21 protein-coding genes and 1 tRNA gene are annotated in these 22,929 nt (G+C 39.8%); 10 read left to right on the top strand and 12 right to left on the bottom strand.

Going from position 1 to position 22,929, the window contains the following annotated elements:
• Nucleotides 1-4 precede the first annotated feature (4 nt).
• Both ATK78_RS09050 and ATK78_RS09045 read right to left on the bottom strand, forming a co-directional pair.
• Nucleotides 5-2,908, bottom strand: coding sequence for a PD-(D/E)XK nuclease family protein (locus ATK78_RS09050; protein ID WP_133575764.1), 2,904 nt, complete (start codon nucleotides 2,906-2,908; stop codon nucleotides 5-7).
• A 28-nt stretch (nucleotides 2,909-2,936) separates the two neighbouring features.
• Complete coding sequence (locus tag ATK78_RS09045; RefSeq protein ID WP_133575763.1) at nucleotides 2,937-6,167, bottom strand: UvrD-helicase domain-containing protein; 3,231 nt, start codon at nucleotides 6,165-6,167, stop codon at nucleotides 2,937-2,939.
• Nucleotides 6,168-6,295: 128 nt separating this feature from the next.
• Here ATK78_RS09045 and ATK78_RS09040 point away from each other — a divergent pair, with 128 nt between their 5' ends.
• Nucleotides 6,296-6,832, top strand: a complete 537-nt coding sequence (locus tag ATK78_RS09040; RefSeq protein WP_133575762.1) for a thioredoxin family protein — start codon at nucleotides 6,296-6,298, stop codon at nucleotides 6,830-6,832.
• On the opposite strand, the gene ATK78_RS09035 is transcribed toward ATK78_RS09040, so the two are convergent.
• From ATK78_RS09035 to ATK78_RS09025, 4 genes are all read right to left on the bottom strand, one after another.
• Nucleotides 6,811-8,592 (bottom strand): glycoside hydrolase family 3 protein, encoded by a 1,782-nt coding sequence (locus tag ATK78_RS09035; protein ID WP_133575761.1) that lies wholly within the window; start codon nucleotides 8,590-8,592, stop codon nucleotides 6,811-6,813. The genes ATK78_RS09040 and ATK78_RS09035 overlap by 22 nt on opposite strands.
• Before the next feature lie 137 nt (nucleotides 8,593-8,729).
• Nucleotides 8,730-8,906 (bottom strand): hypothetical protein, encoded by a 177-nt coding sequence (locus ATK78_RS22730; RefSeq protein WP_166664852.1) that lies wholly within the window; start codon nucleotides 8,904-8,906, stop codon nucleotides 8,730-8,732.
• Between the two features lie 216 nt (nucleotides 8,907-9,122).
• The gene (locus tag ATK78_RS09030; RefSeq protein ID WP_243732486.1) at nucleotides 9,123-9,938 is read right to left on the bottom strand and encodes a porin family protein; all 816 of its coding nucleotides are present in this window, start codon (nucleotides 9,936-9,938) and stop codon (nucleotides 9,123-9,125) included.
• Nucleotides 9,939-9,966: 28 nt separating this feature from the next.
• Nucleotides 9,967-10,665, bottom strand: a complete 699-nt coding sequence (locus ATK78_RS09025; RefSeq protein WP_133575760.1) for a LytR/AlgR family response regulator transcription factor — start codon at nucleotides 10,663-10,665, stop codon at nucleotides 9,967-9,969.
• Between the two features lie 173 nt (nucleotides 10,666-10,838).
• Between ATK78_RS09025 and ATK78_RS09020 the strand changes: the two genes are divergently transcribed.
• Both ATK78_RS09020 and ATK78_RS09015 read left to right on the top strand, forming a co-directional pair.
• Nucleotides 10,839-11,474, top strand: a complete 636-nt coding sequence (locus ATK78_RS09020; protein WP_133575759.1) for an insulinase family protein — start codon at nucleotides 10,839-10,841, stop codon at nucleotides 11,472-11,474.
• 143 nt (nucleotides 11,475-11,617) lie between these two features.
• Nucleotides 11,618-12,094 carry a hypothetical protein gene (locus ATK78_RS09015; protein WP_133575758.1) on the top strand — a complete coding sequence of 159 codons (477 nt, stop codon included), beginning with the start codon at nucleotides 11,618-11,620 and terminating at the stop codon, nucleotides 12,092-12,094.
• A 32-nt stretch (nucleotides 12,095-12,126) separates the two neighbouring features.
• On the opposite strand, the gene ATK78_RS09010 is transcribed toward ATK78_RS09015, so the two are convergent.
• Nucleotides 12,127-13,335, bottom strand: a complete 1,209-nt coding sequence (locus ATK78_RS09010) for an ATP-binding protein (RefSeq protein ID WP_133575757.1) — start codon at nucleotides 13,333-13,335, stop codon at nucleotides 12,127-12,129.
• Between the two features lie 381 nt (nucleotides 13,336-13,716).
• Here ATK78_RS09010 and ATK78_RS09005 point away from each other — a divergent pair, with 381 nt between their 5' ends.
• Nucleotides 13,717-14,331: a hypothetical protein gene (locus ATK78_RS09005; protein WP_133575756.1), complete on the top strand. Its 615-nt coding sequence runs from the start codon at nucleotides 13,717-13,719 to the stop codon at nucleotides 14,329-14,331.
• Between the two features lie 99 nt (nucleotides 14,332-14,430).
• On the opposite strand, the gene ATK78_RS09000 is transcribed toward ATK78_RS09005, so the two are convergent.
• The 3 genes from ATK78_RS09000 to ATK78_RS08990 form a co-directional block, all read right to left on the bottom strand.
• Nucleotides 14,431-14,518 (bottom strand) — tRNA-Ser (locus ATK78_RS09000).
• Nucleotides 14,519-14,567: 49 nt separating this feature from the next.
• Entirely contained in the window at nucleotides 14,568-15,998 is a 1,431-nt protein-coding gene (pyk, locus tag ATK78_RS08995) for a pyruvate kinase (RefSeq protein ID WP_133575755.1), read from the bottom strand.
• Between the two features lie 138 nt (nucleotides 15,999-16,136).
• Complete coding sequence (locus ATK78_RS08990) at nucleotides 16,137-16,556, bottom strand: IPExxxVDY family protein (protein ID WP_133575754.1); 420 nt, start codon at nucleotides 16,554-16,556, stop codon at nucleotides 16,137-16,139.
• Between the two features lie 158 nt (nucleotides 16,557-16,714).
• Here ATK78_RS08990 and ATK78_RS08985 point away from each other — a divergent pair, with 158 nt between their 5' ends.
• Genes ATK78_RS08985 through rnc form a run of 3 tightly spaced genes read left to right on the top strand, consistent with a single transcriptional unit; the run spans nucleotide 16,715 to nucleotide 19,006 of the window.
• Nucleotides 16,715-16,951: an acyl carrier protein gene (locus ATK78_RS08985; protein ID WP_008508386.1), complete on the top strand. Its 237-nt coding sequence runs from the start codon at nucleotides 16,715-16,717 to the stop codon at nucleotides 16,949-16,951.
• A gap of 27 nt (nucleotides 16,952-16,978) precedes the next feature.
• Entirely contained in the window at nucleotides 16,979-18,232 is a 1,254-nt protein-coding gene (fabF, locus tag ATK78_RS08980) for a beta-ketoacyl-ACP synthase II (protein WP_133575753.1), read from the top strand.
• A gap of 45 nt (nucleotides 18,233-18,277) precedes the next feature.
• Nucleotides 18,278-19,006 carry a ribonuclease III gene (gene rnc, locus ATK78_RS08975; protein ID WP_208112333.1) on the top strand — a complete coding sequence of 243 codons (729 nt, stop codon included), beginning with the start codon at nucleotides 18,278-18,280 and terminating at the stop codon, nucleotides 19,004-19,006.
• A gap of 194 nt (nucleotides 19,007-19,200) precedes the next feature.
• Here the strand turns inward: rnc and ATK78_RS08970 are convergent, their stop codons facing one another.
• Nucleotides 19,201-19,908 (bottom strand): hypothetical protein, encoded by a 708-nt coding sequence (locus tag ATK78_RS08970; RefSeq protein WP_133575752.1) that lies wholly within the window; start codon nucleotides 19,906-19,908, stop codon nucleotides 19,201-19,203.
• Between the two features lie 111 nt (nucleotides 19,909-20,019).
• Between ATK78_RS08970 and ATK78_RS08965 the strand changes: the two genes are divergently transcribed.
• The 3 genes from ATK78_RS08965 to nadD are packed head-to-tail and all read left to right on the top strand — an operon-like array spanning nucleotide 20,020 to nucleotide 22,061.
• A complete protein-coding gene (locus tag ATK78_RS08965; protein WP_133576420.1) occupies nucleotides 20,020-20,883 on the top strand; it encodes a YicC/YloC family endoribonuclease in 864 nt (287 codons plus the stop codon).
• Nucleotides 20,884-20,909: 26 nt separating this feature from the next.
• On the top strand, nucleotides 20,910-21,479 hold the full coding sequence (gene gmk, locus ATK78_RS08960) for a guanylate kinase (RefSeq protein WP_133575751.1): 570 nt from the start codon (nucleotides 20,910-20,912) through the stop codon (nucleotides 21,477-21,479).
• A 9-nt stretch (nucleotides 21,480-21,488) separates the two neighbouring features.
• Entirely contained in the window at nucleotides 21,489-22,061 is a 573-nt protein-coding gene (gene nadD / locus ATK78_RS08955) for a nicotinate (nicotinamide) nucleotide adenylyltransferase (RefSeq protein WP_133575750.1), read from the top strand.
• Here nadD and ATK78_RS08950 read toward each other — a convergent pair.
• Nucleotides 22,058-22,768 (bottom strand): SAM-dependent methyltransferase, encoded by a 711-nt coding sequence (locus tag ATK78_RS08950; RefSeq protein WP_133575749.1) that lies wholly within the window; start codon nucleotides 22,766-22,768, stop codon nucleotides 22,058-22,060. The genes nadD and ATK78_RS08950 overlap by 4 nt on opposite strands.
• Nucleotides 22,769-22,929: the final 161 nt, after the last annotated feature.

Raw genomic sequence — 22,929 nt, 5'->3', positions numbered from 1 at the left:
TTGTCTATACTCCGCATAGGGTTTGATATGGCGAATACATAAATCCGGCTTCGTTTTGAGTAGGTATAAATGGGATGTTCTCATCAAATAGCTCTTCCAGCTTAGCCTGAACAAACGTGATAAATTCTTCCTTAATTCCCTGCAGTTTTTCTCCGCTTAACTTCAGCTTGTCACGTCCCTCCATAAAATAAGTACCTTCTTTGCGCATATTTCGCGTACTGTACAGATTGGGTTCCACAAACTGCACCGCATTGGCCTGTTCAAATACATAGGTATAAAAAAGTGTTTGTACCAGCGCTTTATTTTGCTTGCTGCCGTTGGTATCAAAAACATCAACCAGGTTACTGTATCTTAAAATATCATTACCCGTTTTATAATCAACAATCCGTGTGATGCCATTTTTACGGTCTATCCGATCGATTATGCCATGCAGCGTAATGCTTTTCTCTATGCCGTTTACGCTAAACTTAAAGTTAGTCCGGTCCTTTTTTTCCAGGGCCAGGATCTCAAATGGTGCTTCTTGCTCATCGTAATCTAAAATTACACCTGCATATTCCTCTACGATTGCCATCACCACTTTTTGCATCCCATTGAGCTGAACCTGGTAATCGGCATTGTTGTACATCACCATAGCGAATGCCTTAACGGCGAGCTGTGGGATTTCTTTGCGGTGGGCAGTGATCCGTTCTTTAGTAATAAGCGCATCTTCGGTCATCAGCTGGTTATAGAATGTTTCGAGCACATAATGCAGCATAGATCCAATGTTATTGGCTTCCAGGTTCTCTACAATCTCTTTGGGCTCTTCAATCTTCGCCACATAGCGGTAAAAGAACTGTAGCGGACAATTGATATAGGTAGTTAATCCGGATGCGGATAGTGCCGTAGTGCCATTCAAATAACCGTTTAATACCTCCATCACCTTTTTATCTTTTTTTACGGTTACCAAAGGTCTTTTTTCAGTACTGATGTGCTGTTTATGTTCCAGGTAATTGAAGGTATAGCCACTTTCATATTCCAGCTGCCTTAAGAAACGGGTAGGCTCTCCGGTATTCGTATCGTCTGCCTGTGCATTATACACCAGGCTTACCTTTTCTGATCGCTGCAGCAACCGGTAAAACATATAGGCTGAAATGGCATCCTGATTTTCGATAACCGGCAACCCGTATGCCCTGCGGATGCTGTCAGGAATAAAGCTTGGCGAAACGCTCGTTTGAGGCAGAAGCCCTTCATTAACACCTAAGATATATACCTTTTCAAAATCGAGGCTCCTGCTTTCCAGCAGCCCCATAACCTGGATTCCCTGAAGTGGCTCTCCCGTTAGCGGCACAGAAATTCCCTTTACCGCCTTCTGAATTAAAGAAAGTACAAAAGACAGTTCTTTGGACTTGGTTAGGCCAGGAAGGTATTCACTAAGGGCATCGTGCAGGCGGTTCAGTTCTTTTATCGTAGCTACGAAAAGGTCTGCTTCTGTCTGTCTTAGCGTTTGATCTGCAAGCTGCTGTTCCAGGATCCATTTAAAAATATCCTGTAATGCCCCTGCTGCATCTTTGCTGCTCTTTATTTTTGTGAAGAACAGCTGGATCAGTCCCTTTTGACTTTGCAGCCTTGATATTGGAACTTCCGCAAGTTGTTCTTTTAGCATTACCTGCTGGATCTTACTGCGCATCTTTTCTGATACCCCCGTTAGGGGATGCGACAGGAAAGCGGCCACATCTTTATGGCTTACCGTTTCCCTGGTCTCGTTAACCAATGCCGACTGTACGCATAGCCAAAGATCTGCCAGTCCAAAAATGGATGATGAAGCCAGTGGATAACCCATGGTTACGTTAATGTTGACCGGATAATGCTGCTCTGCTTCGGTGTAGTGGGTAGGAATGGTTTGCAAAATGGGTAGCAGCAGACTCTCATCAGCAAGGATGAGGGCTATCTTTCCGGCATTATCCTGGCTCCTCAACAACGGATAATCTTCTTTTAATGCAGTATGCAGGATCTTTGCCTGTGCAACCTGTCCCTGTGTCTTATAGACGTCCACATGCTTAGGGTTGGCACGGATCAGTGATCTTTCCCCTTCCAATGCATTTATTAATCCTGTTTTTTGCAGGTTCTTTCTCAGGAAGAGTCCTGCTTCCTGCATGGGATCATTCAAATAATAGCTGTCTGTATCAAAATAGAACACAGCTTTACCCTCATTTTGCCAGCGTTTAAACACAACCTCTTCAGCCCTGCTCAATGCATTAAAACCGACAAAGATCAGTTTGCCTCTACTAAATTCATCTATAAACCCGGGCAGTTCTGCCCGGTCTTCTGCCAGCTGGCGATACACGTGACCCATGGTAGTTAATCCCATTTCTTTGAGTGCAGCGCGATATCCATCATACAGTTGTGGCATCCGATGCCACATTTTAATGAACTGAGCTTGTTGGTTTTTCTGTTTACCCTCAGAATAGGAAGTCCAGAAGCCTCTTAAAAACTCCTGCTGCTCTTCGGTCAGGTAATCAAACTGATAATCAATCTCGGCAAAGTCTTCCATTTGCTGGAACAGGTTCTTCGCGTTGACCAGGTCGTTATCTATTTGCGCAAAATCACTTAAAATGATCCTGGCAATGGGATAAAATTTAGCTGGTTCAATTGGGGTTCCCCCTTCCAGAACAATCAGTTCGTTGTATTTTTTGTACAGGATAAAAAACTGGCTAAAGGTATCTGCAATCTTCAATTTTGAAGACAGGGCAAAGAATTCCTGTATGGTAAAAAAAGATGGGCTCCAGAATGGCTTGTTGATTACAGCTGCCAAATGATTTTGCAGGTAAGGAACAGGGCGCTTGTTATTAAAAATGATGGCCGAGTGCTGCAGGTTGTTGCCAAGTGTTGCAACCAGCTTTTCTGCTACTTCTTTTAAAAATGGCTTCATGAATTGTTGTTCTTTAATTCCCTAATCATTACACTAATTTTAACTGTCCGGTACTGGCATAGAACAAGTAGGTTTTTACACCAGTATAACCCATTGCCAGCAACAGGCTTCTATAATGTTCTACCTGCTCAATGTGTTTATTGCTTTCCTGCTGGGTAAACTTATAATCGATTACGGTAACTTCGGTGCCGTTTACCAATACCTTGTCCGGACGATAGCTTTTTCCTTCGGCATCAATGATGCTCCGCTCATTTAAACTTCGCTCGCTTTTGCCCAGGATTTCCTGCAGGCCGGTATGTTGTAAAACGGCTATGGCCTGTACCTTCAGATCAGGTAATTCTTCCTGTTTAAAGATACCTTCCAGCAGCAGGTTTTGAAGTACTTCATCCACCTCGTCAACGGCATTTGCTGCTGCCAGTACTTCATGCAGGATAGATCCGGTCCTGCCGGCACTTTCGCCAGTGAGCAGGTCAATGTCCCTGCGCTTTAACCCCGCATCAAACACCTGACTTAACCGGTTGGATACTGGGTAAAATTCGAGTTCTATTTCATTGCTGTCTGCTATTTTCTCAGGCTTCGCCAGTACTTCATCATCCACTATATAATTACCGGTTTCATCAAGGTCATACTCAAAAACCTTACTCAGCAGATTACCAATATTGGTAATCGTATCTGCTTTTTTACCCATCGTACTGATGTACAGGTATTCTTTGGAACGCGTTGTGGCTACATACAGCATGTTTAGTGCGTCCATATTGTTGTATAGCAGTTCTTCAAAATAGGGCTTGGCAACGGTAGACTGGCTAAGGTCTTTATTGTATTTTAAGGGAATGCTGTGTAAATGATGGTATGGTGTTCCTGCTGCAGGAACCCAGAAAATACCATTGGTCTTACCATTAACATCCCAATTGCAAAAAGGAAGCATTACTGCCCTAAAGGCCAATCCTTTTGATTTATGTACAGTAATCACCTGCACGGCATCTGTATTTTCTGATGACGGCAGTGTTCTCCTTAACCCTTCTTCTTCCCAGTAAGACAGGAAAGCGGCTATTCCCTTTTCTCCGTGCTGGGCAAAGCTTCCCATCAAATCGCGTAATGCAAAAAGATATGGCAAGTGCGGCACTTTTTCTTTTTCATTTAAACCATAGGCCTCAATGATCTTCTCCAGCAATGCCGGAAGGGGCTGCTGGATCCAGGTTTGCCAGTTGAGGCACAGATCTGCAGGCAGGAGACCTTTCAGTTCTTCCAGTGTCTTGAATTTTAAACCAAACAAATGCGCTGGTTCAATCTCCTTGTTTAGCATCCTTGAATAGAGGCTAATGCAGTTTGCCTTATATAAGGCTGTATTTTCTGACCATCCGCCAATTACCTGAAATGTATTTAAAATGAGCTTTATAGCACTGTTATTGATCAGCAGCAGTGCTTCTCCTGAAATTACATCAATTCCATTATCCATTAAGGTTTCTACAGCAGCTACGGCTTCGGCATTTGAGCGAACGAGCACACAGATCTCTCCCGGTTTATAGTTTTTAACGGTAAGCAGTGTGTTCAGGGCTTCGACCATTTTAGCGAGAGCCAGGCTTCTGAATGTTGTTTTGGTCAGGGCGGCACCTTCCAGATCCTCTTTTAAAACATGGAGATCAATGGTACCACCGTCCAGCGTAAAAGGGGTAAGCTTTTGGGTGGCTTCGGCATACACATCGGTTACAATGTGGTCAAATCCTCTTTTCTGCCACCATGCTACAATGTCTGACTGGCCCTCTTGTTCTGCTAGAGCTGCATTCAGGTTGTCCTGCATTAACCCGGGCAGCTTTTTATATAGATTATTATTGAATTCGATGATATTCTTTGTACTCCGGTAATTTTCTTCCAGGCTTTCTTCGAGTACGTTGTGAACGAGTACATCCAGCTTTGCCTGCTGGTGCAGGATATTCCAGTCGCCATTACGCCACCGGTAAATCGACTGCTTGGTATCCCCTACTATTAAATGATCCGTGAGTTTGCCGCTTGGCGAGGCGATGGCATTGCTCAGCAGTGATTTGAAACTCCCCCATTGGCTTGATGAGGTATCCTGAAACTCATCAAAAAGAAAGTTCCGGTAGCGGTTTCCGATCTTTTCCCAAATGAATGATGGATTATCATTGGCATCGTCTGTGATTCCTCTTAACAGCGTTTGCGCATCACTGATGAGCAGGTTTGGGTTCTCATTTCTATAATCCTTTAACAGGGATGCCATTTCCTGCATCAGGCGCAGATAATACAGATTTTTATTAAATGCGTTTGCAAGTAAATAGCCTGGCAACCCTTCCTGATAGCTGTTTAATAATTTTTTAAGAATGGGATTAACTTCTTCGTATAAATTGGTTTCCTTTCCTTTTTGAAACCACTCTTCCGGCTGATCAACCAGCTTAGCGAGGCTATTGATCTTACTGAGATCTCCTTCTTTGATCTTTAGCAGGTTATTTAGCGGCGATCTCGATTTTCCTTTTAGGGTTGCAACATCTACATCTTCTACCTGAAGGATCTCGAATCCCTGTGCTGCAAGGTCTGAAATGGAACTTTCAAAGGCTTCAATACTTAACCGGGTTACTTTATTGTAATCTTTAAACAGGGCATCAAGGTCGGCCGTTTCCCCAAGTTCTTTTACTGCATTTTCAAAAGGCTGATAGCGTTCTTTAAAGATCTCATTGGTGAGATCGATCAGCTCTCTCCGATAATTCCAGCCCAGGTTGTTGTTGATGCGGTCTAATGCGAGGTCAATGATCCACTGCAACAATGCCGGGTTTTGGTCTAATGCTTTATCGAGTCGACCGGCAAGTTCATTCTTAACCTTATCGTAGTTCATTTCGAGCCCGTATCCTGCATCCAGTCCGAGTTCAAATGCAAAGCCACGAATTACTTTCTGTACAAATCCATCAATGGTGCTTACGGAGAATCTGCTATAATCGTGTAATATTTTGCGGTATATTATTTTTGACTTCTGTTTTAAGCTTTCCGGATCAAGATCGGAATGTGCCTTTAAAACGATGGTCCGGTAATCGTCTATTTTTTTTGACGGGTCACCTTCAGCAAAACCCTTAAGGACATCCATGATCCGGGTTTTCATCTCTTCAGTAGCCTTATTAGTAAAGGTTACTGCCAGGATCTCCCTGTACTTCGTTTCTCCGGATAAAAGCAGCGTGAGGTAATGCGCTGTCAAGCTGAATGTTTTACCTGATCCTGCTGATGCTTGTAGTATTTTTAGAGGCTGTTGAGGCATATAGGTAAAGCTATGACTTATTTATAAAAGTTTATGATAAATAAATTCTACTGATTTGCTAGATTTTATATCCAGATTACATTTTTTATCAGCTAAACCATTATTTTTGTTTTTATAAATTGTTAATCATGAAAAGAATAGTTCTGCTATGGGTTGCTTTCTCCATCATTACCGGTGCGGCTGTTGCACAGGAAAAAAAGGAAGCTGTTAAGCTATATAATCCGGCGGCAAATGCCAGGGCTGATATTGATGCTGCTGTTGCCCGCGCAAAAAAAGCAGGTAAGCATGTTTTTGTGCAGGTGGGCGGCAACTGGTGCGGCTGGTGTATTGCATTTCATAACCTGGTAGACACTACTGCTGCTTTAAAGAAAGCGTTAAATGATAATTACGAAACAGTATTGGTAAACTATAGTCCGGAGAATAAGAACGAAGCTGTTCTGGCCACGCTCAATTACCCGCAGCGGTTTGGTTTCCCGGTATTCGTGATCCTTGATGGAAACGGAAAAGTACTGCACACGCAAAATTCAGCGTATCTGGAAACAGATGATGTAAATGCCAGCGGCAAGAAGAAAACCGGGCACGACATTAAAGTGGTGACCAACTTTTTAAAAGGCTGGACAGTTGCTGCTGTTAATCCGGATACTTATGGCAAGGGCACTAAGTAATCTGTAGAGATCCCATCACCATATTTAAAGAACTTGTTTACAGTAACGGGCAGCTTCCCAGTCGGGATCAATTGATTTTTAATGACTGAGGCAGCTGCCTTTTGCATGAAGTCTTCTTTTTGATAGGCAACTATTAAGCCGTTGCAACTCTCTAAGCCTGGTAAAGCGGACAGGTTGTACGGGTTTGCGAAGAACGCGAACACGGCATTTGTTTTTGCACGGTCGCTGATGAACATTCTAAGATCCGGACTTAATACCATTCCATTTCCCGGACGGGTTCTTGAATCGTGGATGCCGATGATTACCTGCTCAAATGCAGCAAGGTCTTTCAATACTTTTGCTATAGCGTTTGCATTTGCATTTTTATCCAGCGAATAGAATACTGAATTTTTATAATGTGTTCCAAGTTCCTGCTGAAAGGTTGTTGCGCCTGGAGTACCGATAGAGATTACAGCCGTTCTTTTATCGGCCGTTAACTGCTGAATGTTTTCTTTTCCTCTTAACAGCGTTACCGATGCATCTGCCAGCTGCTGTAGCAGTACATAACTTTCTGGCCTGGTTACACCAGCAAGTACGTTTTGTTCGTTCAGCGTATCTTTGACATTTAATCCTGCCCAATATTTTGCGGTAAGAATCTTCTTCACACTTTCATCGATGCGATCCATGCTGATCCGTTCCTGACGAACTGCCTTGCGAACCAGCTTAATGGCCCTTGCGCTGTTCTCTGAAAGCTCAAGAATATCATTTCCTGCAATGATGCCCATTACATCGGCCTCGCCATCTTTAAAGAATTTTATCACACCTTTCATTTCCATGGCATCTGAAACGATCAGGCCCTTAAAGCCAAGCTCTTCTTTTAGGATGCCCGTAACGATAGGTTTTGACAAGGTAGATGGCATATTCGGAGTAGGGTCTAATGCCGGTATGTTCATATGGGCAATCATTACGCCGGCAACACCGGCTTTAACCAATTCCCTAAACGGATAGATCTCTAAACTATCCAAACGCGCTTTTGTAAATGTTAGCTGGGGAAGATCGTAATGAGAATCTACATCAGTATCTCCATGGCCTGGAAAATGTTTGATGCTCACTAACAGTCCACCGTCCTGCATTCCATTCATATAAGCACTAACCTTATCGGTTACGTTGTATTTATTGTCTCCAAAAGAGCGGTAGTTGATTACCGGATTTTTTGGATTGTTATTGATGTCGGCAACAGGTGCAAGGTTCATGTGCATCCCGATGCGTTTATAATCCTTTGCAACTTCCAGTCCCATTTTATGGATCAGTTCTTTATTCTGCACAGCACCCAGGGTCATTTGATAAGGGTAAGAAATGGTACTGTCTAAGCGCATGCCTAAACCCCATTCGCCATCAGAAGTGATGAGCAAAGGTACTTTTGCCAGTGACTGGTATTTATTGGTTAGAATGGTCTGGCGACCGGGGCCACCCTGGAAGAATACCAATCCGCCTACTTGTTCCTTTTTAATTACCGTGCCTACTGAATCTTCATAGGCTTTACCCAAATTGGTATGTGCCCTTACAAAGAACATTTGAGCGATCTTTTGCTTTTTGCTCAACTTATTAAATACAGAGTCTACCCATTCGTTCTGTTCTGATAGCGTTTGCAGATAAGTCTTTTTTTGTGCCTGGGCAGAAACGGACAGGATTAAAGATAAGACAGCTGACAAGAAAAGAGATTGGGATAGTATTGACTTAAAGCGCGTAGATAATGAGCAAAGAGAAGATTTAAAGTTCATTAGGTGTTCGTTGGTTAAATTTCAAAGTTAAGTAAAAAGAGTGAAGTTAGTATTTGGTATTGTCAAGTAAAAGGGGCAAAATAAAACCGCCCTATAATTGATTACAAGGCGGTTTAAAATTGGGGCAACTCCCCTTATTAATTTTTTTCGCGCTTTCGCTCGTTATCTTTATTGGAGGTCTGATCAGAACGCTGACCACCCCCATTGGTAATTCCCTGTTGTTTCTTATCGTCTTTTACGCTGTGATAGCTCCGGTCTGATGTAGGTTTTCCCTGCTCGTTACCGGTGTGTTTCAGATCTTGATTGTTTTTCATAACTGACAAAATTTAGTTTAACTTATTTAATCTTTAGATCGCGCTATTTAAATGGTGAGGTCTAAACTTGTTACCGCCATTTATTTTGGTGAACATTGAAGACCTGAATGAAGAACATCTTGTTTCAGGATTTGTTTTTAAAAGAACGTCTTCCAAAAAGGAAAGGGCATAAAAAAAGCCGCTGATTAGGCGGCTCTTTTTGAGTATGATAGGGTATTAGAATTTATAGCCAAAACCAACTGAAAATACCTGGTTTTTAAATTCAGGCGTTTGTGTTGTACCATCTTCATTATTTTTTTGGAAATCCAGCGCATAACGTCCGTGAAGGTCAACTTTATCATTGATGTCGTATCTGAAACCGATCAAACCACCTAAAAGGCTTTTCTTGAATTTATCAGAATCTTCATCAAATTGTTGTTCTACAGTACCGAATCCATTGTCAAATTTATTTTTTGTTGAGGTTAAAAAGGAAACCTGCGGACCAACAACTAAATTTAATCCAGAACCACCAAGATTAATGGTTGCTAAAATTGGAATATCAATAAAATGAGTTGTTTGTGTAAATTCTCCAAATGAGGTTTCTGCTTTATATCCTTTAGTAGCATACAATAGCTCTGGAGTAAATGCCAATCCTTTGATCAAACCGATATCTAAAGTAATACCTGCGTTAAATCCTGGATTTAATTTGGTGTCAAAATTATTATTACCATCGTCTTTAATAATGTTTGGCAAGTTTACCCCTGCTTTAATACCAAATCTGATTGGTTCCTGTGCGTTAGCAGCTGTTGCTGCGAAAAGCCCTAAGGCTAGAATAATTATCTTTTTCATAAGAGTAAATAGTTTGTGTTTCTTTTCTAATTGATAGTGGATAAGAAAGAAATGTGCCAGTTTATGGATCTTAAATTCTTCACTCTTTAGAAAAAGGATATAAATGTGCGTCAAAACACAACCAAGAGCTCTTTTTATGTGATTAAAAGCACTAAACAGAATGAAATAAGCATGCCTTAAAAATGTATCGAATTTGATACACAAGAGCCATCACTAGTATTTTAAAGTCTAATTAAAGGATCAGCATCCGCTTATTCAGTGCTGCGCGATAGGCATCAGATACAGGAACCAGGTTATGATTAATGATCAGTGTTCCGCCTTCTATGGTATCGATTTTACTTAAATTAATTATAAAGGAACGGTGAACCCTTAAAAAGATGGTTGCCGATATTTTTTGTTCTACGGCCTTCAGGCTGGAGTGGATCGTATAATTTGCGGTAAGGCTGTAGATCTTCACATAATCACCCATTGCCTCCAGGTACAGAATATCTTTCAGCCTGATTCTCCGGATGATATTTGAGTCGCGTATAAATATAAATTCTTCTTCTCTGTTCGCTGCCACGTATAAGCTTTTCATCTTTTTAAGTTCTTTTGCTTTTTCTACGGCCTGGAAAAACCGGCCGGGTACGATGGGCTTGGTAATAAAGTCAACCACATTTAAGTCGAACGCTTCTGCTGCATAAACAATATCGGATGTGGTGAAGATGATCATTGGCCGTTTTCCTTCCAGGCTTTTGACCAACTCAATCCCGCTCATTTCCGGCATTTCGATGTCTAAAAAAATAAGATCTACGTGATGAACCAATAACAACCTATGGGCCTCTGCCGCATCCCCGCATTCTCCAACAAGCGTTAAAGAAGGATCCATGCTGATCATTTGCCTCAAAGTTGTTAATGCAATTTTATTGTCATCAACAATTAAGCAGTTCATTATTGTTTGGTTTGGTTTATTATCCTACTAATATATAGAAAGTTAAATTCGCAAATAAATTCAAAGGGCCAATTTCGCCGTTCATCTTGTTCATTTGCCTTTCTACCTATTCCCCATTTCAGGGAACTTACGTAAAATGTAGATTCGCAGATCAATAATTTAAAACATACTATATGAAAACAAGAAGATTAATCATATTGGTACTTAGTATAATTACGGTACAATATGCGAGTGCACAGACGGCAATTTTTAAGGAGCCGGTAAGCTTTAAGCTAAAGAACGGAATGAACATCATTGTTGCAGAGAACCTGGGAACGTCAAAAGTATACTCCAGTTTCACCATTGATGGCGATGCGGTAAGTGAAGGTAATAAGCCTGGTATTGAAAATTTGCTGAATGCGATGCTAAACGAAGATGTTGCCCAGTCGGGAACCGGAATCAGCTTTAATGAGAAAGGCGGAAACCTGGCTTCAAATACTGTTAATTTCGACCTGGCGTTGTCTACGCTTTCAAGGTCAGTTCGTCAGCCGGCATTAACCGATCCTGCTTTTGCGAAACTTAAATCTGATTTAATTGCGAGCTTTAATGCGCATGACCGTTATTATCCGGAGTCTGTAACACTTGCTGCGCTGGAAGACTTGACATTAGAAGATGTAAAAAGCTTCTGCAGCAAACACATCACCCCTTCAAGAGCTTCTCTTACCATTGCTGGTAACATCAGCACTGCCCAGGCAAAGATCCTTGTAAAGAAAGCATTTGGTGATTGGGAAGAAGTTGCTTCAATTGCTAAGCACGAGATTACTGAGTAATTCATTATATAACATACCTGATGAGGTCCGGCTAACCACCGGACCTTTTTTGTTTCCGTTATTTTGAAGTTATATGATTAAATTCATTTAACCCAGCGATTTAATAATGGTAAACGTATTACTATATAATTAGATCAAACTTTATGAAGAGAACCGCTTTTTATTTCTGCTTAGTCCTGGGGATTTCTATTTCGATATTTGCATGCAAAAAGAAGACTGTGACACCAGATGATGAACCGACTTTAGTAATCCACACACTGGAAGGACAATGGGAAGAAACCCCTATCCAGACTTACAGACGGAGAATAATTTTCTCCAGAGACGGCAAATTTATAATGACTACTTTGTTTATGAAGACCGCCACAAATGACGTTAGCTATTCATTGGCTATGGAGGGTAATTATATGGTAACTGGTAACAGCCTTAAGGTGACTGTTGTTCAGGAGATAACAAAGGAAGGTACAGCACCAGCTATTGTGACAGACGTAAACAGAGAAATTTTCGAAAAGGCTACCTTCAGTATTGAAGGTAATGTGCTTACGTTAAAATACATTTCGTACCCTGCAGATGCCCCTGTAGAAACTGAGCTTAAGTTTATTTATAAGGTGATGCCGGGATAGGGGCCATTACGATATTGAAGTTGAAACATCTACTACTTTAATAAATATTCATGAGCAGGAATGACATGAATAATTTTGCCGTTTTTTTCGAATCGGTCTTTTTGCGAAATAGTGACTAAAGTTCCCTCCTCCATGTTAAATAATTCCAGAGCTTCAATCATCCCATTTATTTCTCTATCTAAGTTATCAGGATTTAATTCATAACATACCTGAATGGCTTGATGAAAAGCCCCATTTTTGAATGCAATAAAGTCACATTCTCCTTTTTCTGAAAAATAGTAAATCTCTTTGTAAGTTCTCCGAAGATGCAAAAAGATAAGGTTTTCGAATTTTCGACCATTGTCTTCACTAAAAGATCCTGAATTAACATTTACCAGGCCTGTATCAATTGCATATACTTTCCTTGGATTTGCAATCTGCTTTTTTAAAGAATAACTGAACTTCGGTACAAAATGCAATAAATAGGAATATTCCATGTGTGATAAATATTCCAGCACAGTGCTGGTAGCCCCAACTTCAAAGATGCTTTTGAGCTTGTTGCCTGACACAGGTTTTCCAACATTTGAGATTAAATACTGGGCTAACCGCTGTAATGTCCTTACATCTTTGATGCTATAACGAACAGCAATGTCACGGATCAGTATATCTTCAAAAAGATGGTTTAGAATATCATCTGTTCTTTCTTTAATATATTCCGGAAAGCCTCCTATCGCTAAATATTTAAGTAAAGATTCTGCTGAAGGCTTTAATTTCTGGTGAGAGATGAATTCATGAAAGGAGAATGGAAATAGCTCTTTCGTAATATGCCTTCCAGTAAGTTTAGTTCCTAATTCCCTACTCAATAGTGAGGCATTTGAGCCTGTGACAACGATCTTATAACCTTCGTCTAATTTTTGCCGTACATATCTTTCCCATTCGGGAATAATCTGGATTTCATCAAACATCAATACAGAGAAACTCTGTTCCTGGATTAACACATCTAACCTTAAGAAATCCTTATTTTCAAATTCATACAACCTTGGGTCTTCAAAATTGAGGTATAATGCCCCAGGATACCTGCTACTTAACAATTGGAATAGTAATGTACTTTTTCCACATCTTCTTATTCCTGATACAATGAGGGCATGTGAAGCTAAATTCGGCAATAGTGGTAACGCATCTCTCTTTAACCCTATATCCTTATTGGCTATATTTTGGCGTTGTGCCTGAATGATCTGATTAAGGATATCTTGAGGAATCATAGGAAAGTGTTTAATGCAAAAATACAATAGTTTTGTTTCGCAAACAAAACTATTGTATTTTTATATCAAGTTATTTGATAACCCATATTTTTAAACTTGTTGTTCGGCTTAGAAACGAATTATTCCTTACAGGACAGTACAGGTTGCTCTGTTAGCTTAATAAAAGTAATTTAGTAATGTTATTAAGATACTATACGACTACAATTTACGCTCCATGAGACAGGATTATCCTTGATTCATTGAATTGATGCTCTACACCTTTCAGCGCGGCCGTGTCACGAACAAGTTGGCACAATATCGATTGTCCCAACTAACCTGAACTGATTTAACTTGTATTAAGTATAATAAACAAACCTATTAATCACTAACTATAATATTGTTATGAACAAAATCTTTAGTTGCATAATCATCCTATTTCTTAGCAGTAATATTAAGGCTCAACAATTTACTGCGGTCATAGAAAATAAAGAGAAAACAACTACATTATTTGACTACGGACAACCACTGAACACAACTGAATCTAATTTTAAGAATTTGTTTGAGAATTTCCCGCTATTTGTATCAAATTCTGGTGAGGATCTAAAACTAATATCTTATAAATACATTACAGCGATTAAAAATGAAAAACAAATAAAGTTGTATGTAAAGAAGAACACTGAAGTTTATGACTGCGATGGAGGTATAATGTCTGTACTTGCTAGTAATGATATTGAAAATAACAGGATTAAATTAGAATTTCCATATGAAAATCAAACTAACAAAAAGATTGACAAGTTTTTTTTGAAAGAGACCCATGATAACATGGAAAAAATGACTAAAAATATTAATCCTGGTGACGAGGTATATGTTGTCAAATTTATCGCTAATGGTATAAAGTATGATTTCTATATATTTGTTAATCCTAAAACAAAAATAGTACTTAAAGAAGGGAATTTTTTAGGATTTAGTATACCGCTTTACTACGCAGATTTCTACAGCAAAAGAAAAACTGATTAAGACTGTTGGGTTATTTGCATTTATCTGTATGACAGCAATAAAAAAGCCTGCAATCATGTGATTTGCAGGCTTTTTAGTAGTTCTTGAATCCTAATTAAGCGGAGAGTGAGAGATTCGAACTCTCGATACCCTTTTGAGGTATACACACTTTCCAGGCGTGCTCCTTAAACCACTCGGACAACTCTCCTGTTTTGAAGGATTGCAAAAGTAGGAATTTTTTTGACTTCTAAGGAATATTAATCAATAACCGTAACTTTTAACATATTGGTCTTGCCTTTTTGTTCCATTGGAATTGCAGCAGTATTGATGATGATATCACCTTTTTTAACCAATTTATGTTTCTTCAATAAATCATTTACGTCCTGAATAGTCTCATCAGTACTTTCAAATTTATCGTAGTAAAAGCCCTGAACTCCCCATAGCAAACTTAAGCTGTTTAACAGGCTTATATTACTGGTAAAGATATAAGTTAAAGCTTTCGGTCTGTGGCTTGAAATCTCAAATGCAGTATAACCGCTCAATGTCATAGAAACAATCCCTACAGCATTGGTTTGCTTAGCTAAGAAGCAAGCTGAATCACACACGGCATCACTTAAGAAGCTTTCTGCTTTTGGCTTGAGGAACTTCTCTGGGTGGAATGGATAATTGTTCTGCTCAATGTTCTGAATGATCTTCTGCATGGTTTCAATAACGATCAGTGGAAATTCACCTACTGAGGTCTCACCACTAAGCATTACGGCATCAGCACCATCAAGTACAGAGTTGGCAACATCATTTACCTCAGCACGTGTTGGCCTTGGCGTAGTGATCATACTTTCTAACATTTGTGTAGCAACAATAACCGGTTTAGAGGCCGCTCTGCATTTTTGAACGATCATTTTTTGCAGCAATGGAACTTCTTCCATTGGCATTTCCACTCCAAGATCTCCACGGGCAACCATGATCCCGTCAGAAACAGCGATGATCTCATCGATATTTGCAATCGCTTCTGGTTTTTCAATCTTCGCAATTACACGTGCAGTTTTACCTCTTTGTTTGATGATCTCTTTTAATTCAATGATGTCTTCCGCATTTCTTACAAAAGATAAACCGATCCATTCTACATCGTTTTCTAAAACGAATTCCAGGTTTTTACGGTCTTCAATAGTAAGTGAAGGAATAGATACTTTAGTATTTGGTAAGTTCACACCTTTCCTGGAAGTCAGGATTCCACCGTGAACTATTTCGCAAACTACTTCATCTTCCAGGTTGGTTTCAATAACCCGCATTTGAAGTTTTCCATCATCTAAAAGGATGATCTCGCCTGCTTTAACATCTTTTGGAAATGTATCATAAGTGATATAGATCCGCTCTTCATTTCCGATGCATTCTTTTGTTGTGATGATGGTACGGGCTCCGTTAACCAGATGTATACCGCCATCTTTAACCATTCCAATTCTGATCTTAGGCCCTTGTAAATCGGCAAGGATGCCTACATTGTAGTTATATTTTTTATTGATATCACGAATCGTATTCAATACTTCCTGGTGATCTGCTTGTGATCCGTGAGAGAAATTTAAACGGCAAACATCTAATCCCGCATTAAACATGCTGTATAAAACTTCAGGTTTGGCCGATGCAGGACCGAGAGTGGCTACGATTTTTGTTCTGGAATGAAATGGTTTCATTAGTTACTTAATTTTTATTGATGACCTACACGATGTGGTTTTAGCTAGTAAAATCCGCTGTTGGCCTGGTTATTAATGTTATTTGTCTGATAATCTGAAATCAAATATAGTGTATTTAATACACCTTCAATATAAAATTTACATTACCAAATTTTCTTTGGACTTTAATTTAAGCGGATTTATCTGCGCAGCAACCTGAATATCAGTCAGTTTATTCAATCCGGTAAGGATATAATTTAGATCTTCTTTATCAATGTATTGATGGATGATCATAAAAAAATCTACTTTATTCATTTCAGGAATTAAAAACCCTTCTGCATTTCGGTTGTTAAGGATATAATATTCAATTTCACCTTGTTCTACAAAAAAATAGTACTTTGAAAATGCCAGTGGTTCTTCGTCGATATTAAAGTAAACTTCATGATCATCAACCTTTTCAAAATTAAAACTGAGACTTGTATTGACCTTATGGCAAAGCACATAATCCTTTAAAGACGCAGTAATGGCTATTAATACAAAATCCAGATCTAATGAAAGTTTTAAATAAGTTTTGTTCAAAACACAATATTTTACGGGAATACGAAATTATAAAACTAATTTTACATTAATGTTCGAAATAAAAACATTAAAATTGATAGAGAAATAAAAACATTTGAAATGTGTCAGAATTTATTTTTCTTTGCACTGAATTATTTAACCATTAAATTATAATTATTATGTCTGATATTGCTTCAAGAGTTAAGGCTATTATCGTTGAAAAATTAGGTGTGGATGAAAGCGAAGTTACCCCAGAGGCTTCTTTCACTAACGATTTAGGTGCGGATTCTTTAGATACAGTAGAACTTATTATGGAGTTTGAAAAAGAATTCAATGTAGCGATCCCTGATGATCAGGCTGAGACCATTGGTACAGTTGGTCAAGCAATTGCTTACTTAGAGAAAAACGTTAAGTAAAATACGGTCTCCGTATAATCCGTATAAATGGAATTAAAAAGAGTAGTAGTTACTGGGTTAGGTGCGCTCACTCCTATTGGCAATACTGTCCCGGAATTCTGGGATAGCTTGTTAAAAGGTGTGAGCGGCGCTGGCCCTATTACGGGCTTTGACACTTCAAAGTTTAAGACAAAATTTGCATGCGAACTGAAAGACTTTAAACCAGAAGAATTTCTGGACAGAAAGGAAGTACGCAAATTAGATCCATTTGTTCAATACGCATTAGTATCTACCGAAGAAGCTGTAAAGGATGGTAATTTCGATTTTTCAACACTCGATACCAACCGTATAGGCGTAATCTGGGGCTCTGGTATTGGCGGATTTAAAACGTTTCAGGATGAAATGAAGAACTTCTTTTTAGGTGATGGCACGCCGCGCATAAATCCGTTCTTTATTCCTAAAGTAATCATTGACATTGTTCCCGGCCATCTTTCGATTAAATATGGCCTCCGCGGACCAAATTTTGCTACAGTTTCTGCATGCGCTTCTTCTACCAATGCCATGATCGATGCATTCAACTATATCCGCCTGGATATGTGTGACATCATCATCAGCGGTGGTTCTGAAGCCATCATCAATGAAGCTGGTATTGGCGGATTTAACGCCATGCATGCCTTGTCTACCAGAAATGATGATCCACTAACCGCTTCACGCCCCTTTGATAAAGACCGTGATGGTTTTGTTGCCGGTGAAGGTGCCGGAACTATTATCCTGGAAGAACTGGAACATGCAAAAAAACGCGGTGCTAAGATCTATGCCGAAATTATTGGCGGCGGAATGAGTGCAGATGCCAATCACATTACAGCCCCGCATCCGCAAGGACTTGGTGCCAGGATGGTGATGACCAATGCCTTAAGAGATGCCAAATTAACCACTGCCGATATTGATTATATCAATGTTCACGGCACATCAACCCCTCTAGGTGATATTTCTGAAAGCAAAGCCATAGTTGATCTATTTGGTGAAGATGCATATAAGCTAAATATCAGCTCTACAAAATCTATGACAGGCCATTTATTGGGTGCTGCCGGTGCTGTAGAGGCGATAACTTGTATTCTTTCTGTGCAGAATGATATCGTACCTCCTACAATTAATCACTTTACTGATGACCCTGAGTTTGATTCGAAATTAAATTTCACATTTAACTCGGCTCAAAAAAGACCAATCCGTGCCGCACTTAGCAACACCTTTGGTTTTGGTGGTCACAATGCTTCGGTGATTTTCAAAAAGTACGAAGAATAAAATTATTACTGAGGTAGTACCCTCGCCCTAATTCTTGCTCCCTAAATGGCATTATTTGACCTGTATAAGCTTTATCTGTCATCAGATAAGGACTTTATAAAAAAGCTGAACAATATTTTAGGTTTCGTACCTGGAAATACCGTTTTGTATAAAATGGCGTTCAGACACAGGTCTGTAGCAAAAGTTTTAAAGAACGGCAGCAGAAGCAGTAATGAACGCCTGGAATTTCTCGGCGATGCCATCCTGGGTTCCGTAATTGCCGAACTGCTCTTTAAAAGCTATCCTTATAAAGAGGAAGGTTTCTTAACAGAGATGCGTTCTAAGATTGTTAACCGTGCAAACTTAAACCAACTGGCCAGAAAGATGGGTTTTGATCAGCTGATCATTTTTGACCACAAAACGGTTAACGTTCAAACCAAACACCATTCTATGCTTGGTGATGCTTTTGAAGCACTCATCGGTGCCATATACCTGGATAAAGGATATAATTTTACCAAAGACTTCCTGATTCGGAGAATTGTAAAACCTTATATCGATATCCACACCCTGGAATTGACCGAAACCAACTTCAAAAGTAAACTCATCGAATGGTGCCAGCGCCACGGAAAGGATATTTCTTTCGATATGATCCAGAATGGTGATGGTGAAAGCACAAAACTATTTACAATCCAAGCCGTTATTGAAGGCGAAAGTCATGGTACCGGCAGAGATTACAACAAGAAGAATGCAGAGAAGCTTGCTGCTGAAAAAGCCTGCGAAGCACTTTCTATTTAATAAGGCATTTGTTAAAATGTTCCCAATTTAGACATTCTCTATTTAAACGTGCTCATTTTAAACGCGCTCCATTTAATCTGCTCTATATTTAAAGCATCTCCCCTATTAAACTGTTTCTAACATTCTCTTTATACCTGCTGCTTTAAATCTTGCATAATCCAGCCCCAGAGCTTCCCTAAACAGGAACTAAACCTTTACTTTTTTAAGGTTTCTTTATATTTCTTATAAGAATCTTTAATGTGCTTGATGGCATCGTATTGACCCCAGTTCACTGCTTTCTCATATTCCGGGCGGTAATCCTGCATGAATTTCTCCAGTTCATCCCCTTTCAGATCTGTATTTTCCTGGATAATGGTTTCGTTAAAAAAACCATCGATCAGTGTTTGCTGCAGCTCAGTTTCATAATATCGTGCAAACCGCCTCGCATTTTTAGGTGTACGCCCAAACAGCTCGTATAAAGCGGTAAGAGGTTTAAAAAAGAACGATAAAACTGGCGGTTTTCCCTGGTAAAAAGAGCCCTTTGCCTGATATTCTTTCTTCATGCTGGTTAGCTCCTGCTTTTTAGTCTGCCCGTTGATATTAACCTCCCTAAGCATCGTTCCGCGGTCTAAATAGACCACCAGATCCTTGTTTGATGATACGGGCACCTCCTGGTCGTTGAATTCAGTTCTAATGATCAACAATGTATCTCCTACACGTGCTTTAATCTCGAATAGCCCGAAATTATTACTGAAAGCATATATACCTGTTCTTTTAACCTGGATATGCGCAGTTTCTATCCTCTTTTTAGTCCCTTTTTCCATCACTACCCCTTTGAGTATAAAGTCCTGGGCAAAAGCATCCGGCAGAACCGCAAGGATGAACAATGCAAGGGTAAATATTTTTAGAGGGATCTGTTTCATGGGTATAGAGTATGTGGTAAAAATAACCAATGTTTATGAATGATATAAGTTAAAAAAAGTTAAATAGGTTTGAAAACGCAATAAATTATATCTTTGCACATGATAAAATCAATGACAGGGTATGGCCTGGCCTCTGCTGATCACGAAAATGTAAAGTTTGTTGTAGAGATAAAATCGCTCAATAGTAAATTTTTGGAGCTTAACTTAAAGCTGCCACGCGCCTTTTCAGACAAAGAATTGCCGCTCCGTACAATTTGCAGCAAGGAAATTGAGAGAGGAAAGGTCAATGTTTCCATAAATATTGAGCGCGGTGAAGAAAACCTGAAGGGTGCAACCATCAATGCAGCCCTGTTGAGCAAATATTACAGGGAACTTGAAGCGATTAACCAGAGTTTGGGCGCAAATTCCAACAACCTGCTCCAGGCTGTCCTGAATTTTCCGGAAGTAATCAGCTACGTGGATGACGAGGTAAATGAAAATGACTGGGATATTTTAAACACCACCTTCAACACCGCCTTAAAGAACTTTAACCAGTTCCGTCTGGATGAGGGTAATGTATTAAAGACTGACCTTGAACTGAGAATTAAAAATATCCTGCAGTTCTTTTCTGAAATTGAAGTTTTGGAGCCACTTCGCATCCCGCAAATAAAAGCGCGTTTAAACCAGTTTCTGGAAGATAATGTAGGAAAGATCAATATCGACCAAAACCGTTTAGAGCAGGAACTGATCTACTACATTGATAAACTTGATATCACTGAAGAGAAGATCCGCCTGAGAAGTCACTGTGATTATTTTACCGAAACCTTGAAAAGCAAGGATGCCAATGGTAAGAAACTTGGATTCATCTCTCAGGAGATTGGACGGGAGATCAATACCATGGGTGCCAAAGCGAATGATGCCCAGATCCAGCAGCTTGTTGTAGGCATGAAGGAGGAACTTGAAAAAATTAAAGAACAATTATTAAATGTTTTATAGGCCTTTGCCGGAAAACAATACCATACATGAAACAAGGCAAACTTATCATATTCTCCGCGCCTTCCGGTGCTGGAAAAACAACGATAGTAAAACACTTACTGAAGAAATTTCCGTCTCTGAATTTTTCCATTTCTGCTACTACAAGACCTTCACGTGGTGATGAAGTCCACGAAAAGGACTATTACTTTATTTCTAATGAAGACTTTTTACATAAGGTTGCCCATCAGGAATTTGTAGAGTTTGAAGAGGTATATAACGGCACATTCTATGGCACATTGAGGTCTGAGATCCAGCGCATCTGGAATGAAGGCAAACATGTAATTTTTGATATTGATGTAGAAGGCGGCTTACGCTTGAAGCGCAAGTATGAAAACGATGCCCTGGCCATATTTGTTCAGCCGCCTTCTCTTGAGATTTTAAAGGAACGCTTAAGCGGCAGGGGTACAGATAGCCAGGAGAAGCTCCAGGAACGCTTTATAAAAGCAGAGAAAGAGCTTAATTATGCGGATAAGTTTGATGTGATCCTTAAAAACTATGACCTGCAAACTGCTTGCGCCGAAGCAGAAGAACTGGTAGGGAACTTTATTGGCCTTTAAATGTCTAAGATGAAGACTGGATTATTTTTTGGTTCTTTTAATCCGATACATACCGGGCACCTGGTCATTGCGAACTATATGGCCAGCTTTACCGGCCTGGATGAAGTTTGGCTCGTGGTTTCCCCACACAACCCCCTAAAAAATAAAAGCAGCCTCGGTAATATGTACGACAGGCTGGAAATGGCCAAACTGGCCACAGAAAATACGCCGCACATTAAGGTGAGCGATATTGAATTTGGGCTGCCCCAGCCGTCTTATACCATTGATACCTTAACCTATTTACAGGAAAAGTATCCCGGTAAACAATTTGTGCTCATTATGGGTGCAGACAACCTCTCTTCTTTTAAGAAATGGAAAAACTTTGAGGTGATCCTGAAGAATTACCAAATCTATGTATATCCCAGACCTGGGATCGACTTAAGTGAATGGAAGGATCATCCGGCTATTGTGATTACGGAGACCCCTCAAATGGACATTTCATCAACCTTTATCCGTAAAGGAATTAAAGAACGCAGGAACGTGCAGTTCTTTGTACCGGATAAAGTGCTTGATTTTATCGACAGCAAAAATATGTACCGTTAATTGCGGTGCAGTAAGAAGATGGTCGGCTTTTTATGCAGGTCTATTCTTTCTTGTCTCCACTGACCAACTGACATCGTTTTTATAAATTCGTCTTCGGCTGTGATGTTACAGGCCACGCAAAGCATAGTTTGTGCTGCGGTATTTTTCAGAATGTCTTCAAATAAATGGTTGTTGCGAAAAGGCGTTTCAATAAATAACTGGGTCTGCTTTTTCTTCTCGGCAATCTGCTCCAGCTCTTTAATGGTTTTTACGCGTTCAGTCTTGTCGATTGGCAGGTATCCCACAAAGGTAAAGCTTTGTCCGTTGAAACCGGAAGCCATTAAGGCCAGCAGTATAGAACTTGGCCCAACCAAAGGAACGACCTTAATTCCGCGTTTGTGCGCTTCTGAAACGATCTCTGCTCCCGGATCTGCAATCCCCGGACATCCTGCTTCGCTCATCAGTCCGACATCCTTACCCGTCATCAGCTCCTTAAAATAGGGAACCATAGAGTCATTTCGTTTATGCTTGCCATAATCATGGATCACCAGTTCATTCTGCGGGATCTTAATGCCTGCTTCCTTTAAAAATTTACGCCCTGTCTTTTCGTTTTCAACGATATAGGTGCCGATGGAGTTGATGGTATCTCCAAGATAAGCAGTAAAAGATTTGTAAGCTGCATTTTCCGCCAATGGAACTGGAATTAGATATAAGGTGCCTTTTTGCATAAGTTCAATTTAGTTTACAAAAGAAGAAAATTAATTAGTGGAAAGCGCATCTCAGCCATAATTATTATGTACGGCGTGTAATTTTAGCTGATAAAATTGATGATCCTGATTATTTTTTTGTAAATTGTATGATAGTTAATTCCGATTATATATTGGCACAG

The sequence above is a fragment of the Pedobacter metabolipauper genome (genome assembly GCF_004362715.1).
Lineage (GTDB): Bacteria > Bacteroidota > Bacteroidia > Sphingobacteriales > Sphingobacteriaceae > Pedobacter > Pedobacter metabolipauper.
The sequence above is the reverse complement of the archived record's forward strand: the minus strand, read 5'-3'. Positions and strand labels throughout refer to the sequence as shown.

Coding starts and splice junctions, on each gene's coding strand:
- ATK78_RS09050 (WP_133575764.1), bottom strand. CDS start 2,908: ATGAAGCCATTTTTAAAAGAAGTAGCAGAAAAGCTGGTTGCAACACTT.
- ATK78_RS09045 (WP_133575763.1), bottom strand. CDS start 6,167: ATGCCTCAACAGCCTCTAAAAATACTACAAGCATCAGCAGGATCAGGT.
- ATK78_RS09040 (WP_133575762.1), top strand. CDS start 6,296: ATGAAAAGAATAGTTCTGCTATGGGTTGCTTTCTCCATCATTACCGGT.
- ATK78_RS09035 (WP_133575761.1), bottom strand. CDS start 8,592: ATGAACTTTAAATCTTCTCTTTGCTCATTATCTACGCGCTTTAAGTCA.
- ATK78_RS22730 (WP_166664852.1), bottom strand. CDS start 8,906: ATGAAAAACAATCAAGATCTGAAACACACCGGTAACGAGCAGGGAAAA.
- ATK78_RS09025 (WP_133575760.1), bottom strand. CDS start 10,665: ATGAACTGCTTAATTGTTGATGACAATAAAATTGCATTAACAACTTTG.
- ATK78_RS09020 (WP_133575759.1), top strand. CDS start 10,839: ATGAAAACAAGAAGATTAATCATATTGGTACTTAGTATAATTACGGTA.
- ATK78_RS09015 (WP_133575758.1), top strand. CDS start 11,618: ATGAAGAGAACCGCTTTTTATTTCTGCTTAGTCCTGGGGATTTCTATT.
- ATK78_RS09010 (WP_133575757.1), bottom strand. CDS start 13,335: ATGATTCCTCAAGATATCCTTAATCAGATCATTCAGGCACAACGCCAA.
- ATK78_RS09005 (WP_133575756.1), top strand. CDS start 13,717: ATGAACAAAATCTTTAGTTGCATAATCATCCTATTTCTTAGCAGTAAT.
- pyk (WP_133575755.1), bottom strand. CDS start 15,998: ATGAAACCATTTCATTCCAGAACAAAAATCGTAGCCACTCTCGGTCCT.
- ATK78_RS08985 (WP_008508386.1), top strand. CDS start 16,715: ATGTCTGATATTGCTTCAAGAGTTAAGGCTATTATCGTTGAAAAATTA.
- fabF (WP_133575753.1), top strand. CDS start 16,979: ATGGAATTAAAAAGAGTAGTAGTTACTGGGTTAGGTGCGCTCACTCCT.
- rnc (WP_208112333.1), top strand. CDS start 18,278: ATGGCATTATTTGACCTGTATAAGCTTTATCTGTCATCAGATAAGGAC.
- ATK78_RS08970 (WP_133575752.1), bottom strand. CDS start 19,908: ATGAAACAGATCCCTCTAAAAATATTTACCCTTGCATTGTTCATCCTT.
- ATK78_RS08965 (WP_133576420.1), top strand. CDS start 20,020: ATGACAGGGTATGGCCTGGCCTCTGCTGATCACGAAAATGTAAAGTTT.
- gmk (WP_133575751.1), top strand. CDS start 20,910: ATGAAACAAGGCAAACTTATCATATTCTCCGCGCCTTCCGGTGCTGGA.
- nadD (WP_133575750.1), top strand. CDS start 21,489: ATGAAGACTGGATTATTTTTTGGTTCTTTTAATCCGATACATACCGGG.
- ATK78_RS08950 (WP_133575749.1), bottom strand. CDS start 22,768: ATGCAAAAAGGCACCTTATATCTAATTCCAGTTCCATTGGCGGAAAAT.